At 68.6% G+C, this 15722-nt stretch carries 15 protein-coding genes and 1 pseudogene; 10 read left to right on the forward strand and 6 right to left on the reverse strand.

The window, feature by feature from the left end:
• Window positions 1–67: 67 nt before the first annotated feature.
• From ACFYPJ_RS30885 to ACFYPJ_RS30895, 3 genes are all read right to left on the reverse strand, one after another.
• Entirely contained in the window at window positions 68–931 is an 864-nt protein-coding gene (locus ACFYPJ_RS30885; protein ID WP_389024275.1) for an IclR family transcriptional regulator, read from the reverse strand.
• A gap of 199 nt (window positions 932–1130) precedes the next feature.
• Window positions 1131–1343 (reverse strand): DUF5326 family protein, encoded by a 213-nt coding sequence (locus ACFYPJ_RS30890; RefSeq protein ID WP_389024278.1) that lies wholly within the window; start codon window positions 1341–1343, stop codon window positions 1131–1133.
• A 200-nt stretch (window positions 1344–1543) separates the two neighbouring features.
• A complete protein-coding gene (locus ACFYPJ_RS30895; RefSeq protein WP_389024281.1) occupies window positions 1544–1861 on the reverse strand; it encodes a cupin domain-containing protein in 318 nt (105 codons plus the stop codon).
• 59 nt (window positions 1862–1920) lie between these two features.
• On the opposite strand from ACFYPJ_RS30895, the gene ACFYPJ_RS30900 reads away from it, so the two are divergent.
• From ACFYPJ_RS30900 to ACFYPJ_RS30920, 5 genes are all read left to right on the forward strand, one after another.
• Window positions 1921–2301 (forward strand): phage holin family protein, encoded by a 381-nt coding sequence (locus tag ACFYPJ_RS30900; protein WP_389024284.1) that lies wholly within the window; start codon window positions 1921–1923, stop codon window positions 2299–2301.
• A 7-nt stretch (window positions 2302–2308) separates the two neighbouring features.
• A complete protein-coding gene (locus ACFYPJ_RS30905) occupies window positions 2309–2800 on the forward strand; it encodes a low molecular weight protein-tyrosine-phosphatase (protein WP_389024287.1) in 492 nt (163 codons plus the stop codon).
• Window positions 2797–3945: a cystathionine gamma-lyase gene (locus tag ACFYPJ_RS30910; protein WP_389024290.1), complete on the forward strand. Its 1149-nt coding sequence runs from the start codon at window positions 2797–2799 to the stop codon at window positions 3943–3945. Before ACFYPJ_RS30905 ends, ACFYPJ_RS30910 begins: the two co-directional genes overlap by 4 nt.
• 227 nt (window positions 3946–4172) lie before the next feature.
• A complete protein-coding gene (locus ACFYPJ_RS30915) occupies window positions 4173–5078 on the forward strand; it encodes a LysR family transcriptional regulator (RefSeq protein ID WP_389024292.1) in 906 nt (301 codons plus the stop codon).
• A gap of 87 nt (window positions 5079–5165) precedes the next feature.
• On the forward strand, window positions 5166–5648 hold the full coding sequence (locus ACFYPJ_RS30920; RefSeq protein ID WP_389024295.1) for an NUDIX domain-containing protein: 483 nt from the start codon (window positions 5166–5168) through the stop codon (window positions 5646–5648).
• A 22-nt stretch (window positions 5649–5670) separates the two neighbouring features.
• On the opposite strand, the gene ACFYPJ_RS30925 is transcribed toward ACFYPJ_RS30920, so the two are convergent.
• Complete coding sequence (locus ACFYPJ_RS30925; protein WP_389024298.1) at window positions 5671–7224, reverse strand: globin domain-containing protein; 1554 nt, start codon at window positions 7222–7224, stop codon at window positions 5671–5673.
• A gap of 532 nt (window positions 7225–7756) precedes the next feature.
• On the opposite strand from ACFYPJ_RS30925, the gene ACFYPJ_RS30930 reads away from it, so the two are divergent.
• From ACFYPJ_RS30930 to ACFYPJ_RS30940, 3 genes are all read left to right on the forward strand, one after another.
• The gene (locus ACFYPJ_RS30930) at window positions 7757–8623 is read left to right on the forward strand and encodes a GNAT family N-acetyltransferase (RefSeq protein ID WP_389024301.1); all 867 of its coding nucleotides are present in this window, start codon (window positions 7757–7759) and stop codon (window positions 8621–8623) included.
• Window positions 8624–8969: 346 nt separating this feature from the next.
• Entirely contained in the window at window positions 8970–9428 is a 459-nt protein-coding gene (locus ACFYPJ_RS30935) for a MarR family winged helix-turn-helix transcriptional regulator (protein WP_389024304.1), read from the forward strand.
• Between the two features lie 9 nt (window positions 9429–9437).
• The gene (locus ACFYPJ_RS30940) at window positions 9438–9890 is read left to right on the forward strand and encodes a GNAT family N-acetyltransferase (RefSeq protein WP_389024308.1); all 453 of its coding nucleotides are present in this window, start codon (window positions 9438–9440) and stop codon (window positions 9888–9890) included.
• A gap of 96 nt (window positions 9891–9986) precedes the next feature.
• Here the strand turns inward: ACFYPJ_RS30940 and ACFYPJ_RS30945 are convergent, their stop codons facing one another.
• Together ACFYPJ_RS30945 and dnaB are read right to left on the reverse strand one after the other, a co-directional pair.
• Complete coding sequence (locus tag ACFYPJ_RS30945) at window positions 9987–11372, reverse strand: serine hydrolase domain-containing protein (protein ID WP_389024311.1); 1386 nt, start codon at window positions 11370–11372, stop codon at window positions 9987–9989.
• Between the two features lie 277 nt (window positions 11373–11649).
• Window positions 11650–13128 (reverse strand): replicative DNA helicase, encoded by a 1479-nt coding sequence (gene dnaB / locus ACFYPJ_RS30950; RefSeq protein ID WP_389024314.1) that lies wholly within the window; start codon window positions 13126–13128, stop codon window positions 11650–11652.
• A gap of 460 nt (window positions 13129–13588) precedes the next feature.
• On the opposite strand from dnaB, the gene ACFYPJ_RS30955 reads away from it, so the two are divergent.
• Together ACFYPJ_RS30955 and ACFYPJ_RS30960 are read left to right on the forward strand one after the other, a co-directional pair.
• On the forward strand, window positions 13589–14926 hold the full coding sequence (locus ACFYPJ_RS30955) for an MATE family efflux transporter (protein WP_389024317.1): 1338 nt from the start codon (window positions 13589–13591) through the stop codon (window positions 14924–14926).
• A 169-nt stretch (window positions 14927–15095) separates the two neighbouring features.
• Window positions 15096–15722: pseudogene (locus ACFYPJ_RS30960) on the forward strand (IS5/IS1182 family transposase); the annotation flags it as partial.

Raw genomic sequence — 15722 nt, forward strand, 5'->3', positions numbered from 1 at the left:
TGGAATGACCCATTGGCACTGATGGCATCTTGCTGAACGTACACGACAGATCACAAGGAGTGAGTTTTCAGATACTGATAGAGATCGCGAGTGTCCCAAGATGACGTGCGACTTCCGCCTGCAGGAGTTCCACCGCGGGCAGCAGCCGGTCCGCCTGGTGGAAGGGGACCGAGATGGCCATGGTGGCGGCCGTGGTGCCGATCGTGATCGGGATGGCTGCGCAGACCGTGCCCAGCGCGTACTCCTGCCGCTCCGCCACCGGCGCCATCCGGCGCACTCGCTCCAGGCGCCGCAAGAGGCTGTGGTCGTCACGCACGGTGTACGGAGTGATGGACTGCACCGGATGGCGGTCGAGATGGTCGCGCCGGGCCGCCTCGTCAAGCTGCGACAGCAAGCACTGCCCGATCGCGTGAGCGTGCCCGGTCTCGCGGAAGTCCGCCCACTCCTCGACCGCCGGGTTGCCCGGACTGTCCGAGACGCACATGACCTCGATCTCACCCTCGCGGTACGCGGCGTAGTACACAGGCACGCCGATGGAATCGCGCCACTGCGCAAGCGTGGAGGCCACCGTGCTGCGACGTTTCTGCCCAGCGCCGCTGCTGCTCAGCCGCACCGCCGCCTCGCCGAGGAAGAACAGTCCCTTGTCGCGCCGTAGATAGCCCTCGTGCACGAGGGTGCGCAGCAGGTGGTACGCAGTGGGGAGCGCCAGTCCGGTCTCGCGGGCCAGTTGCTTGGCCGGGGCACCGTACTCGTGCCCGGCGGCACACTCCAGCAGGCGCATGGCGCGCTGCACGGAGCCGATGAGGGTCGCGGAGTGCGGCTGCTCGGGGACCGACACGGCGGGCGGCCTCGGTGCAGGGGGCGGCGCGTCGGAGGGCGGCGGCGCGAAAAGCGGGTGCGTTTCCGCAGGTGCGGTATCAACCGTGGCCAAAGGTTACTCCCGAAGCGCGAGAGGCAACCCCGTGCGGAGGAGACACGGGTGGGGGGCCTGCACCGCTCGGGAGGGCTGGACCCCGCGTGGAGTTCCGGACTCTAACCGTCGGCCGCCGTTCTCGGACGGCCTGCCCGGAAACTTCCCTCGCCCGAGGGATCCGGTGACTCCTGTTTCTGCCACCGGTCTCCCGCTGTGCTCACCAGTCGCTGCGCGACGAGGAACTGGACGTGAATTTCCGCACGATGTAGATGAGTCCGCCGACCAGCGCCACGAAGATCAGCGCCTTGAAGAGGAGGCCGATCACGAAGGCGACCACGGTCGCGATCAGGCCGCCGAACACGACCAGGGCGATGACCGGCACCGCGATCCACTTCACCCACCACGGCAGTCCCGTGAAGATCCCTCGCATTGCCCTCGTCCTTCTCTGCGTTCTTAACGTTGCCGAAGGTGCCGCCGGTTGACGACACCTGCCGGGCGGTTCCCGATGCGACACCTGTCGACGGTCCCCGTGTCCTGCTCTCGATGCTAGAGCCGCGAGGTGCCCCCGCGGGCGCCTCGCACCCCTTGCGCTCCCCTGACCGTTCCCCTAGGGAATCCCGGGACCCGAGGTCACGCCTCAGGCGGAGAGAACACCACCAGGACCCGCAGATCCTCGCTGATGTGGTGGAACTTGTGGGCGACCCCGGCCGGCACGTACACCACGCTGCCGCGCGCGACCTGTGTGGTCTCCATGCCGACGGTGATCGAGGCGCGGCCGCTGACGACGAAGTACACCTCGTCCTGGCGGTGGGGCTGCTGCGGGTCCGCGTCTCCCGCGTCGAGCGCGTACAGGCCGACCGACATATTCCGTTCACGTAGAAACTGCAGGTAAGCACCCTCGTTGGCGGCGCGTTCCGCCTCCAGTTCGTCCAGCCGGAATGCCTTCATCGTTCTTGCCGCCCTCGCCCCACTGCTCGTCTCCGGTCCCGTCTGCCACGATCAGACACATGAAGAATTTCGTAGTCAAGACGATCGCCAATGCCGGTGCGCTGGCCGTCGCCGTGTGGTTGCTCGACAAGATCACCCTGACAGGTGACAGCACGGCCAAGAAGATCGGCACCCTGGTCGTCGTCGCCCTGGTCTTCGGCTTGGTGAATTTCCTGGTCAAGCCGATCGTCCAGCTCCTCACCTTCCCCCTGTTCATCCTGACGCTCGGCCTGATAACGCTGGTGGTCAACGCGCTGATGCTGCTGCTGACCTCCTGGCTGTGCGACAAGCTCCACCTGAGCTTCCACGTGCAGGGTTTCTGGACCGCCGTCCTCGGCGGCCTGATCATCTCGATCGTCTCCTGGGCGCTGCACCTCGTCCTGCCCGACGGCAAGGACTGAGCCCGCGATGCCCTACCGCGTCTGCTTCGTCTGCACGGGCAACATCTGCCGCTCCCCCATGGCCGAGTCCGTCTTCCGTGCCCGCACTGCGGAGGCGCACCTGCAGGCCCTGGTCGAGGTCGACAGCGCCGGCACCGGCGGCTGGCACGAGGGCGACAGCGCCGATTCGCGTGCCGTCGCCGTCCTGGAGGAGCACGGCTATGACATCGACCACACGGCCCGGCAGTTCCAGCCGTCCTGGTTCGCCCGGCTCGACCTCGTGATCGCCCTCGACTCCGACCACCTCAAGGCCCTGCGCCGCCTGGCTCCCACGGAGGAGGACGCGCGCAAAGTGCGGCTGCTGCGCTCCTACGACCCCGCCGCCGGGGACGACCTCGACGTACCCGACCCCTACTACGGCGGGCTGGACGACTTCACCGAGTGCCTTGAAATGGTGGAGGCGGCGAGCACGGGGCTGCTCGCCGCCGTACGCGACCGTCTGGAGGAACGGGCCGAATGAGCGACACCCCCGAGAACGACGGCCGGTCCGGCGACGGCACACGCGCCGTCCGGGCCGGACTGCCCGAGCCGGTCAAGAACGAACCGACATTGCCCGGACCGGTCTTCGCTGCCCATTTCCATCTGCCGGGCGAGGTGACGGGCCCGTACTCCTACGGCCGCGACGACAACCCGACCTGGACCCTGCTGGAGCGCGCCATCGGGGAGCTGGAAGCGCCCGGCCAGGACGGTGCGGAGACACTGGTGTTCGCCTCCGGCATGGCGGCCATCTCGTCGGTGATCTTCTCCCAGCTGCGCGCCGGGGACGCGGTCGTCCTGCCCTCCGACGGCTACCAGGCGCTGCCGCTGGTACGCGCCCAGCTGGAGACGTACGGCATCGAGGTACGCAGCGCGCCGACGGCCGGCGACGCCCAGCTCGACGTGCTGGACGGCGCGAAGCTGCTGTGGATCGAGACGCCGTCCAACCCCGGGCTCGACGTGTGCGACATCCGCCGCCTGGTCGGAGCGGCACACGCGCGTGGCGCGCTCGTCGCGGTCGACAACACCCTCGCCACGCCCCTCGGGCAGCGCCCGCTGGAGCTGGGCGCGGACTTCTCGGTGGCCAGCGGCACCAAGCAGCTCGCCGGTCACGGAGACGTCCTCCTGGGCTACGTCGTGGGGCGTGACGGCGAGGCCATGGCCGCCGTACGCCGCTGGCGCAAGATCGTCGGGGCGATCCCGGGGCCCATGGAGGCATGGCTCGTCCATCGGTCCATCGCCACGCTCCAGCTGCGCGTGGACCGGCAGGACACCACCGCGCTCACGGTGGCGCGGGCCCTGCGGGACCGGCCCGAGGTGGCCGGGCTCCGGTATCCGGGGCTGCCCGACGACCCTGCGCACGAGATCGCCGCGCGGCAGATGCGCCGCTACGGGTCCGTGGTCTCCTTCACGCTGCCCACGCGCGCGCGTGCCGAGCGTTTCCTCGCGTCGCTGCGGCTCGTCGAGGATGCGACGAGTTTCGGCGGGGTCCGCTCCACCGCCGAACGCCGTGGGCGCTGGGGAGGGGACGCCGTTCCTGAGGGCTTCGTCCGGCTGTCGGTGGGCGCCGAGGATCCCGAGGACCTGGTGGCCGATCTGCTCCGGGCTTTGGACGAGTCCGCGAGGTGACCGGACGAGGGGGCCGGCTCGGGTTTCCGTCGGGCACGACGGGCGGTCCGAGCCTCCCCCCTCGTGGCTCGGGCCGCCCCGGTTCCGCGCGAAGAACCGCGCGAACAAGGCTAGTTGACTCTGTGTCAGTGTCCAATCACAGTAGCGACAGAGGCCTATCGACTTATTTATAGTTGGGCTCTGCCTGGGGGGCGAGGAAAGGGGCAGGGGAAAGGGGAAGACGTGCCATGGATCTGGCCTTGCTGCGCACCTTCGTGACCGTGCACCGGGCCGGCTCCTTCACCCGCGCCGCCGCACTGCTGGGTCTGTCGCAGCCGGCGGTCACCTCCCAGATCCGGACCCTGGAGCGACAACTGGGCCGGCCGCTGTTCCTGCGGCAGGCCCGCGGGGTGACCCCGACGTCCATCGGCGACGAACTCGCGCACAAGGCCGCCCCGCATCTCGACGCGCTGGTGGAGATAACCGAGACCGGCCTCGACGACGAGTCCTCCCTGCGCACGCTGCATCTCGCCGGTCCGCCCGAGTTCACCGCCGAACGGGCCCTTCCCGCGCTCACGGAACTCGCCGGCGACGAGGGCCAGGGCTTTGCGCTCCGCGCCTCCTTCGGGAACGCCGAGGAGATCCTGGAGGGGCTGGCCGCCGGACACCACGACCTGGCCATCGGCACGGCCCGGCCACGCGGTGCCCTGCTCACGGCGACCCCGCTCTGCGACGAGGAGCATGTGCTGGTCGCCGCCCCGCGCTGGGCGGGGGAGATCGACACCGGGCAACTGCGCAGCAAGGGGGCGCCCACCCTGGAGAATCTGCCCGTCGTCGAGGTCCATGAGTCGCTGCCCTTCGTCTCCCGTTACTGGGCCTCGGTGTTCGACTGCCGCCCGGCCGCCGCGGGCACCGTGATCGTTCCCGATCTCCGGGCAGTCCTCGCGTGTGCGACGGCGGGCGCGGGCCTGGCCGTCCTGCCTCGTTATCTGTGCGCTCCCGCCCTCGATCGCGGCGAGGTGGTCGCACTGCACGAGCCCGCCGTACCCCCGCTGCGGACGTACTTCCTGGTGGTACGCACCGGCACCCTTGCCATGCCGCACATCGCGCGAGCGCGCGAGTGGCTCCAGCGAGCGGCCGCGGACTGGGGCTGAGCGGTCCGTGGGCCGGGTCACGCCGTGCGGTCGTGCCGTATCGCTTTGCAATGTTTCACGTGGAACCAGCCGGGCCACATTCCCTCCATGACCGTCCGACCCGTGGTCAAGCGCACCGCCCGTGCCGTTCTCCTGGATGGCGACGACCTGATCCTGATCAAGCGCACCAAGCCCGGAGTCGATCCCTACTGGGTCACCCCCGGTGGCGGGGTCGAGCCGAAGGACACGACCGTCGTCGATGCCCTGCACCGTGAGGTGCACGAGGAACTCGGCGCCAAGATCACCGATGTGGTGCCCTGCTTCGTCGACACCGTGGAGCACATCGGTGAGGACGGCGGCGCGACCGGTGTGAAAGTGCAGCACTTCTTCGTCTGCCGACTGGAGTCCATGGATCCGGCCCTGCGTCACGGTCCCGAAGTGGACGAACCCATGGGCGAGTACGAGATCGTGCGGGTGCCGTTCACCCGTGTCGGCATCGCCTCCGTGCATCTCGTACCGCTGTCGCTGCGGCACTTTCTGGACGGCAACATCGAGGGCGTACGCGCTATGCACGCCCCTGATCTCGGCTGACGGTTCGATCTCGACCGGCGGTTCACCCGACGGTGACGAGTTCCTCGACCGAGTCGTGCCATATGCGCTCCGCGGGGATCCCGACGTTCCGCAACATGGTGACCCCGCTGCGGATCATTCCGGGCGGTCCCGACAGGTAGGCGTCGTACTCGTTCCAGGGGCCGAATTCCCGGATGGCCTCGGGAAGCTGAAGATGCGCCTGCCGGTCGATGATCGCCCGGACCGAGAGCCAGGGATGGGCCTGCTGGAGCCGGAGCATCGTGTCGATGTCGTACAGATCGTGATCGGTGCGGGCGCCGTAGAACACCTCGACCGTGCGGCGCTCGCCGTGCTCGGCGACATCTTCGACGAGCGCCTTGATGGGCGCTATGCCGGTGCCGCCGCCGAGGCAGAGCAGACCGCTGTCGGTGGTGTGGTCCACGGTCATCGAGCCGGCCGGCGGACCGAGCCGGATGATGTCGCCGGGGCCGGCACGGTGCACGAGTGCGTTCGAGACCCAGCCCGCGGGAACGGCCTTCACATGGAACATCAGCAGCCCGTCCGAACGGGGCGCGGAGGCGAAGGAGTAGTGCCGCCAGACCCGCGGCCACCACGGAGTCTCCACGCTCGTGTACTGCCCGGCGAGGAACGGATAGGGCTGGTCCGGGCGGACGGTGATGACCGCTACATCGGGCGTCCGGAGGTCATGGCTGACGACCTCCGCCTGCCACCAGGCCGGGGCGCGCAGTTCGTCCAGGGCCGCCGCGTCGATCATCACCTGCGAGATCTTCGTGTACGCCCGCACCCACGCCCCCTCCGTCTCCCCGTCCCACACGGTGGAGGCGTACTTGCTCAGCGCGCCGATAAGGCACTCGCCGACGGCCGGGTATTGCTCCGGCCGGGTGCCGTACTTGCGGTGGCCCCGGCCGAGGTTCTGCAGGTAGTCGACGAGGACGCGGGTGTTGTCGATGTGCTCGGCCGCGGTCAGCAGCGCCTTGAGCAGCCGGTCTCGCTGGGCGTCCATCGCGGCCGGGAACAGCGGCCGCAGATCGGGATGGCGGACGAAGAGAAGCGCGTAGAAGTACGAGGTGACCTTGTCGGCGATGGGAGCGACCTCGGCCATGGTGCGGCGGATGAGGACGGCATCCGGGGAAGCGTCCGGGGGCGGCGGTGCGGAGCGCTGTGAGGGCACCCTCTGTTCGTGCTGCGGTGGCTCGGACGGAGTGCGCGGCGCCTCAGGGGGGCCCGAGGCGGACCCCGGTATTCGCTCCCCGAGGTCCTGGACTCCGGTCGCGGTTGCGGGGGCAGAAGGGGCGGATCCACGCGCGGTACCGGGGGCAGGAACGGCAGGTTCGGTCGCGGTAAAGGGAGCAGGAGCCGCGGGGCCGGTCTCCGCAGTGTGCTGGCGGTTCCCTGCCGCACGTCGGCCCACCGGTCGCAGGACCGCGGGGCGGCGGCCGTCCGGCATCTCCTGATCGCCGTCCGACGGCTCGATCGGCGGCATCTTGCGTGGCGTGAACCAGCTGCCCCCGCCAGAGGTGCCGTTGTCCGCCGACGTGGTGGTCGGAGCGTCCATGGTGTGCCTCGCCTCGAACATCTTTCGGTCGGTCTGCGCACTTCCTCGAACGGAGGTGCCTGCTTTCCCTGCGGACGGCTCGCCCTTCCAGCTTCGGCCCGGCGGCCGGTGAAGCCACCGAAGCTTCCCACTCCGAGCGGTGGTCCGCGCCGCATACCCGGAAATGCGGGTTTTCGATCTCTCCGTCCCGTGAGACGCCCTTACCCTTCGACTCGAACGGGATGGCTGAACTTCACCCCGGACATGAACCGGAGTCGACCATACCGGCAGCCGCCGCCCACACAAGTCCCCCCTTCCTTCCTCACGAATCGAACAACGGGCGAACCATGAATTCCCTCAATTACCGGGCGTGCCACACCAATTCATAGATATCCCACAGATCCCGCCCACCACGACAGCGCAAGCCGTTGGACGTCGGACGCCTCTTCAGGTTTCACGTGAAACACCCCCACCTGTCCACTTGTTGTCCAGATAGCCATGGCGTGGCCAAAAGAACGTGCGTCTACTCGAAACAGGTGGACGTCGGGGGTGCCATTCGGACAGCCTGACCTGCGTGCCAACTCCTTCCCTCGTCTCTTTGCCCATCCGCCGCCTGACGCCTCGTGATCTCAGCGCCTGCGCCGACTTGTCAGAGAATCGGGGGTGGCCACGCGAGGAACACAAGTGGGGCTTCCTCCTGACAGCAGGCAGGGGTTACGGCATCGACGACCCCGACGGTGGTCTCATCGCCGCGTGCGTCGTCACGCGGTACGGCCCGCAGGACCGCCCAGACCTGGCTGCCATCGGTATGGTCCTCGTCGCCGAACGGCATGCCCGCCAAGGCGTGGGGCGTCACCTGATGATGCATGTCGTGTCCACGTTGGAGGCCACCCCGCTGACGCTGTACGCGACGCCGTACGGGCGCCCGCTGTACGAGGAGTTGGGCTTCAAGGTCACCGGCCGTGCGGAGATGGTGCGCGGGCAGTTCAGTCCTCAGGAGCCGGAATCTCCGGTGTCGACCCGTGCGGCCGCCGCCGAGGACCTCAGCTCGATCATCCGACTGGACGAGGAGGTGTTCGGCGCAGATCGCACCCCCCTCATCACCCGACTGCCCGCCTTTGCCGACCAGTTGTGCGTGGCCGAGGACAACGGCCGGATCACCGGGTACGCGGCGGCCTGGCCCAATATGGACACACAGGTCGTCGGACCACTGATCGCCCGCGACACCGAGACCGCGAAGGCCCTGATCTCCGCCCTCGCCGCCCGCACCGACAGACCTCTGCGCACCGACATCGACGTACAGCACGAGGAGTTGCTGGCGTGGGCGAGGAAGTGCGGGCTGGCGTCCGTGTCCACCAATGCCGTGATGGTGTACGGCTGCACGGAGTTGCCCGGCGACTGGACCCGCAGGTTCGCACCGCTGACGGTAGCGGCAGGCTGAGGAACGGTCTCGGAGGCCGGGGCAGTCCGACTCCCGCATCTGGGGGACCAGACTGCCGACGACTGCCCGCCCGGCGAGGCCGAGGGCCGCGACGATACCGAAGACCAACCGCCAGCCGACGGGCCGCTCGCTGAGCATGCCACCGGGACACCGACAACATCGACGTTCACCCCGGGCTGAACGCCATCGCAATGGCCCCGGCATCCTCGTTCGTGACGGCCGACTCCGCGGCGGCTACAGTCCAGCCCTCCAAATTAATTGCACGCGCGGACTATATGCAATCGCGGTCTATTGCGAATTTGCTCTACCCTGGTCTCAGCCGGTTCCAGGACGGAGGAAAACGCCCATGACAGCGACCGACCCCTCACTCACCGCCCTCGCCCAGGGCTGGTGCGCTCTCTCCTTGCTGCACGGAAGGATCGAGGCGCGTATCGAGCGTGCCCTGCAGACCGGCCACGGCCTGAGCGTGCGCGAGTACTCCCTGCTCGACGTGCTCAGCCGGCAGCACGACGGCGACGGCGGCCATCTCCAGATGAAGCAGGTCGCCGACGCGGTCGTCCTCAGCCAGAGCGCCACCACCCGACTGGTCACACGGCTTGAGGACCGCGGACTGCTGGAGCGCTACCTGTGCCCGACAGATCGCCGCGGCATCTACACAAACGTCACCGAGGCGGGACTCGCTCTCCTCACGGAAGCGCGGCCCACCAACGACGCGGCCCTGCGCGAGGCCCTCGACGAGGCGGCCACCAACCCCGAGCTGGCCCCACTCGTACGGGTCGTCGAGTCACTGAACGTGCCCACGTAGGCTGCAAGCATGGGAGATCTTGAAATACGCGCCGCCGTCGCCGACGACGTCCCCGCCATCGTCGCCATGCTCGCCGACGACCCGCTGGGCGCGCAGCGGGAATCCCCCGACGATCTCACCCCGTACCTGGCCGCCATGGACCGGCTCACCACTGACCCGAACCAGCTGTTGGTCGTCGCCGTACTCAAGGGCCGCACCGTCGGCACGCTCCAGCTCACCTTCATTCCCGGACTCTCGCGACGTGGTGCCACCAGGGCGCTCGTCGAGGGCGTGCACATCCACGCCGACGAGCGCGGCAACGGCCTGGGCACACAGCTCATCGAGTGGGCGATCGAGGAATCCCGACGGCAGAACTGCCAGTTGGTCCAGCTGACCTCCGACCGCAGCCGCACCGGTGCACACCGCTTCTACGAGCGGCTCGGGTTCGCCGCCTCCCACACGGGCTTCAAGCTTCAGCTCTGAGCCCCCGTGTGGCCTGTTTCACGTGAAACAGGCCACCTCCGCTGCCGCATGGCCCGCAGCACCCGGACCGCACCGGCCCCGGCGCCCTGTCGCCGGCTAGCGGATTCCCCGCCATCCCTCGGAGTCCACTCCTCCGGGCACGGAAGCGCCCTCGTCGTACGGCTGCCGCGTGAACACGAACGACCCGAGGTCGAGATGGCTCAACGACCCGTCCGGACGCCGTACGGCCCGTAGAAGCTCTCCGTGGTAGTAGCCCTCCAGCCCGGTCCAGGTGCCGTCGCCATTGGCCCGCAAACGCGAACTGCGGCCGTTGCCGGAGAGCGGCCCCAGGGCGACGAGCCCGTCGGCCGTCACCCGCAGGCCAAAGGCATGGGTGCCCCAGTACCACTGGCCCGCCAGCTCCAGCACGGACGGATCGACCTCGTGCAGCGGCCGCCATGGCTCGGGGATCCTCGGCTCCGCCTCGGCCACGATCCGGACGAGATCGGCGCCCACCGCGCCGAGCAAGGGACCGGAGGTGCAGTTGGCCAGCACCACGGCGGCCACATCGTCCGCCACGCTGATCGTGAGGTTGGCCAGAAAGCCGGGAAGCGAACCGGAGTGGCCCACCAGCAGCCGGCCGTGGCGGTGCTGGATCTGCATACCGAGTCCGTAGGTGCTCCCGTCCACCACATCGGCCGCCTCGGCCGGCGCCGCGGGCGTCCGCATCTCGCGCACGCTGTCCGCGCTCAGGACCCGCTCGTCCCCCTGGGCCAGGAAGACGGCGAACCGGGCCAGGTCGCCGGTGGTGGACCACAGCTGACCGGCCGGGGCCATCCGCCCGAGATCCTCGACCGGCTCCGGCAGGAGCGCGTCGGCCCAGGGGTGGACGGCCCATCCGCCCGCATGTGGGGCCCGGGGCCGCCCACTGGTGCGGTCGAGCCCCAGAGGTTCGAGCACTTCCCGGCGGAGCGCTTCCTCCCAGGGCACGCCACGCACCTCCTCCACGAGCGCACCCAGCAACGTGTAGCCGGGGTTCGAGTAGTGGTGCCGCCGACCGACCGGATGTACCAGGGGCTTTTCACCCAGCACATCGCTCAGTCCGGGGCGCAGCGCACCGGGGGTCCGTTCCCACCACGGAGCCGGTGACTCGGCGGCCAACCCGCCCGTGTGCGCGAGCAGTTCGGCGATGGTGGCCTCCCCCGCCCCGGTGCCCGGCAGGTGCTTCTCCAGCGGATCGCCGAGATCCAGCAGGCCCTCGTCGCGCAGCCGCATCACGAGAACGGCCGTGAACGTCTTCGTGATCGACCCGATCCGGTACTGCACATACGCATCCGGATCATGCCCGTCCACCGAGGACCGGGACCCGTGCCACACGGTCCGCCCGCCCCGCACGACCGCGGCAGCCAGCGAAGGCGCCCGTCCTTCGGCCTGCGCCACGGCGATCCGGTGCAGCAACGCCCGCTGCGTGGCGGGGAGCAGTTCTTCTGGAGATGTCGTCATGCCCCCAGTCCATCCGCTGGAGCCGACCACGTCGACTGCATTTCTTTCGTTTCACCAGCGGCCGGCTCGTCGGCGGGCGAGACGCTCACGACGGCACTCGGCGCCTCCGCCGAGTCCGACCGTCCGGATCAGCAGGCCACCGGCCTTCGCCATGCGGCCATCCCGACCCGCGCACACGCCGCGAGCTGCCCTCCGCCATCCCCGTGGAGTACGTCCCCCGCACGCCCACGGCCAGGGCCGCCCTGCTCATCTCTGAGTATGGCTCCACGCCTCCCGGTCAGGTCTGCGCCATGTCCACGAACCGCGAGTAGTGGCCCTGGAAGGCGACCGTGATCGTCGCCGTGGGGCCGTTTCGGTGCTTGGCGACGATCAGGTCCGCCTCGCCCGCGCGGGGTGACTCCTTCTCGTACGCGTCCTCACGGTGCAGCAGGATGACCATGTCGGCGTCCTGCTCGATGGAGCCCGACTCACGAAGGTCGGAGACCATCGGCTTCTTGTCGGTGCGCTGCTCGGGGCCTCGGTTGAGCTGGGAGAGCGCGATGACGGGCAGCTCCAGTTCCTTGGCGAGGAGCTTGAGGTTCCGGGACATGTCCGAGACCTCCTGCTGGCGGCTCTCGGCACGTTTGGATCCGCCGGACTGCATCAGTTGGAGGTAGTCGATGACGACCAGCTTGAGGTCGTTGCGCTGCTTCAGCCGACGGCACTTGGCCCGGATCTCCATCATCGACAGGTTCGGCGAATCGTCGATGTAGAGCGGGGCGGCCGAGACGTCCGGCATGCGGCGGGCCAGCCGGGTCCAGTCCTCGTCGGTCATCGTCCCGGACCGCATGTGGTGCAGGGCGACACGCGCTTCGGCGGACAGCAGACGCATCGCGATCTCGTTGCGGCCCATTTCGAGCGAGAAGATCACACTGGGCAGGTTGTTCTTGATCGAGGCGGCCCGGGCGAAGTCCAGCGCCAGTGTCGACTTACCCATGGCGGGACGCGCCGCGATGACGACCATCTGCCCCGGGTGCAGACCGTTCGTCAGGGAGTCGAAGTCGGTGAACCCGGTGGGCACCCCCGTCATCTCCCCGCTGCGCGAACCGATCGCCTCGATCTCGTCGAGTGCGCCCTCCATGATCTCGGCAAGCGGCAGATAGTCCTCGCTGGTCCGCTGCTCGGTGACCGCATAGATCTCGGCCTGGGCCTGGTTGACGATCTCGTCGACGTCGCCGTCGGCCGCGTATCCCATCTGGGTGATGCGGGTACCCGCCTCGACCAGACGACGCAGGACCGCCCGCTCGTGGACGATCTCCGCGTAGTACTCGGCGTTCGCCGCCGTCGGCACCGTCTGGACAAGGGTGTGCAGATAGGACGCACCGCCGACCTTGTTGATCTCGCCGCGTTTGGTGAGTTCCGCGGCGATTGTGATGGGGTCGGCCGGCTCACCCTTCGCATAGACGTCAAGGATCGCCTGGTAGATCGTCTCGTGGGCCGGCTTGTAGAAGTCCTGGCCCTTGAGGACCTCCACGACGTCGGCGATGGCGTCCTTCGACAGCAGCATGCCGCCGAGGACGGACTGCTCGGCGTCAAGGTCCTGTGGCGGTACCCGTTCGAAGGACGAACCGCCGCCGTCCCATCCGCCGCTCTCCCGGCCGCGTTCATGCTGCTCGTCCCGGCTCGGGCCGGCATCCCCGCGACGGCGGGAAGCAGGCAGACGATCACTGGGCCCACTGTCGGCCCACGGGTCGTCCAAGGGCTCGGAAATACTCACCGAGCCACCTCCTCCCGTCCGCCGAGCGGACCTCGCCGTGCCTCTCTTTTGTACGGCACGGCACTGACAACTGAAGACGCCCAATTCCGGTTGTGACAGGTCGGTTTTGTGAGGGTTCCGAGGCCGGTTCTACGGGCGGGCGCCGGACCACGTTAGGCCCCGCGGCACCGTCAGCCAATCTGGTTATCCACAGGCCATGTGGACGACGGCCCCGATGCTGTGGAGAACCTGGCAAAACCTGTGCACGACACGGTGGACAGCCCTGTGAACAAGCCCCCACCCCTTCCACGGAAGCTCGCCTGACCTGCTCCTTTCCCATCCACCGGCTGTGCAGAAGAAAAACTTCCCCAGTCGGACCAAGATCGTGTCGAACAGTGCACGAGAGTACGCTCAGTGACGTTCGCAGTAAGGAGCACTACAGCATTGCATCTCTTACCTGTGGACGATTAGATTAGCGCCCATGCCACAGGCTCCCGCGATACCCAGGGCCCCCCTCCGACGGCACGACCGAGAGATTGTCGCACTGGCCGTCCCGGCCTTCGGCGCACTCGTCGCCGAGCCTCTGTTCGTCATGGCGGACAGCGCGATCGTCGGCCATCTGGGCACGACGCAGTTGGCCGGACTCGGTGTCGCCTCGGCTCTCCTGACGACCGCCGTGAGCGTCTTCGTCTTCCTCGCCTATGCCACCACGGCGGCAGTCGCCCGACGGGTGGGCGCGGGGAATCTCAAGGCGGCCATCCGTCAGGGCATGGACGGCATTTGGCTGGCGCTGCTTCTCGGGATTGCCGTCATCGTCGTCGTCCTGCCAATGGCCCCCGCCATCGTGGACCTCTTCGGCGCCTCGTCCACCGCGGCAGCGTATGCGACGACCTACCTCCGGATCTCCTCGCTGGGCATCCCGGCCATGCTGGTCGTGCTGGCCGCCACCGGTGTCCTGCGTGGACTCCAGGACACACGGACCCCGCTCTACGTCGCTGTGGCGGGCTTCGTCGCCAACGCGGCCCTCAACGTCGGACTCGTCTACGGCGCAGGGCTGGGCATCGCCGGCTCCGCCTGGGGCACGGTCATCGCTCAGTGCGGGATGGCTGCGGTCTATCTCTTCGTGGTCGTCCGCGGCGCCCGTCAGCATGGTGCATCACTCCGGCCCGACGCCACCGGTATCAGAGCCTCCGCACAGGCAGGAGTCCCCTTGCTCGTCCGTACGCTCTCGCTACGGGCGATTCTCATGATCGCCACAGCCGTCGCGGCCCGGCTCGGAGACGCCGACATCGCCGCCCACCAGATCGTTCTGTCGCTCTGGAATTTGCTGGCTTTCGCCCTCGACGCCATAGCGATCGCCGGGCAGGCCATCATCGGCCGCTATCTGGGAGCGGACGATCCACAGGGTGCTCGTGAGGCATGTCGTCGCATGGTGCAGTGGGGCACCGCGGTCGGAGTGGCCCTCGGTCTTCTCGTGGTCGTGGCGCGTCCGGTGTTTCTGCCCCTGTTCACCGGTGACTCCATCGTCCGGAACGCAGCGCTGCCCGCCTTGCTCCTCGTGGCGCTGTCCCAGCCGATCTGCGGAGTGGTCTTCGTACTCGACGGCGTTCTGATGGGCGCGGGAGACGGCCTGTATCTGGCCAGGGCCATGGTGCTCACCCTCGCGGTCTTCACCCCGGTCGCCCTGCTCGTGCCCGTGTTCGGCGGCGGGCTCACCGCTGTCTGGGCGGCCATGACGCTGATGATGACCGTGCGGATGCTGACGCTCTGGCTGCGTTCCCGCTCCGGTCGCTGGATCGTCACGGGCGCCATGCGCTGAGCGTTTCACGTGAAACACCGCGTGCTGCCACGTTTCACGTGAAACGCGCTGCCACCGACGTCGTACGGCCGTGCAGGGTCGAGTGAGATCCCGGCGGAGACGGTGCGGGTGGCGCGGGCCGCTTTTCCGAAGGGGAGTCTGGCGATCCGGGTGCGGGACGAACTTGGACCGAGCCCGCACCGACTCATCGCACGTACTGTCGTCGGCCCGTGAGCTGTGCTGGCTGGAGCAGGCGGCCGAGACATTGCGTGCGGCGCTGAACGCGCTCGCCCAGGCCGCTCCGGACTGGCTGACCGATATCGCGGAGCCGGACTGGTTCCGGCACTATGCCACCAGAACCGAGGACTCCAGATTCCCCGGACCCCGGGTGAAGCGGGAGGAGGTGGGGACACGGATCGGCCGGGACGGACACGCCTGCTGGAAGCGGTCTTCGCCGCTGATGCCCCCGCAGCACTGCGCGCGCTCGACGAGGTGGAGATCCTGCGCCGGGTCTGGGTCCAGCACTTCCACCGGGTGGACGGCGTGGTGACGCGCCGGGGCCCAAAAGACCGGCCACCGGGCGCGATGCGCCTGGTCAGCCCCTATGACCCGGAGGCTCGTGCCGGGGTCAAACGCGACAACACCTCGTCCCAGGCCAAGGGTGCCTTTGGGCTGGACGCGTTCACCATCGACTGGGACCACCAGCAGGTGGCCTGCCCCGACGGTGTCACCGCCACGAGCTGGTATCCCCGCACCGACTCCAAAGGACTGCCCGTCATCCAGGTGCGGTTCCCCGTCAGCCTCTGCGGTCCTTGCC

The sequence above is a fragment of the Streptomyces sp. NPDC006012 genome (genome assembly GCF_042871185.1).
Lineage (GTDB): Bacteria > Actinomycetota > Actinomycetes > Streptomycetales > Streptomycetaceae > Streptomyces.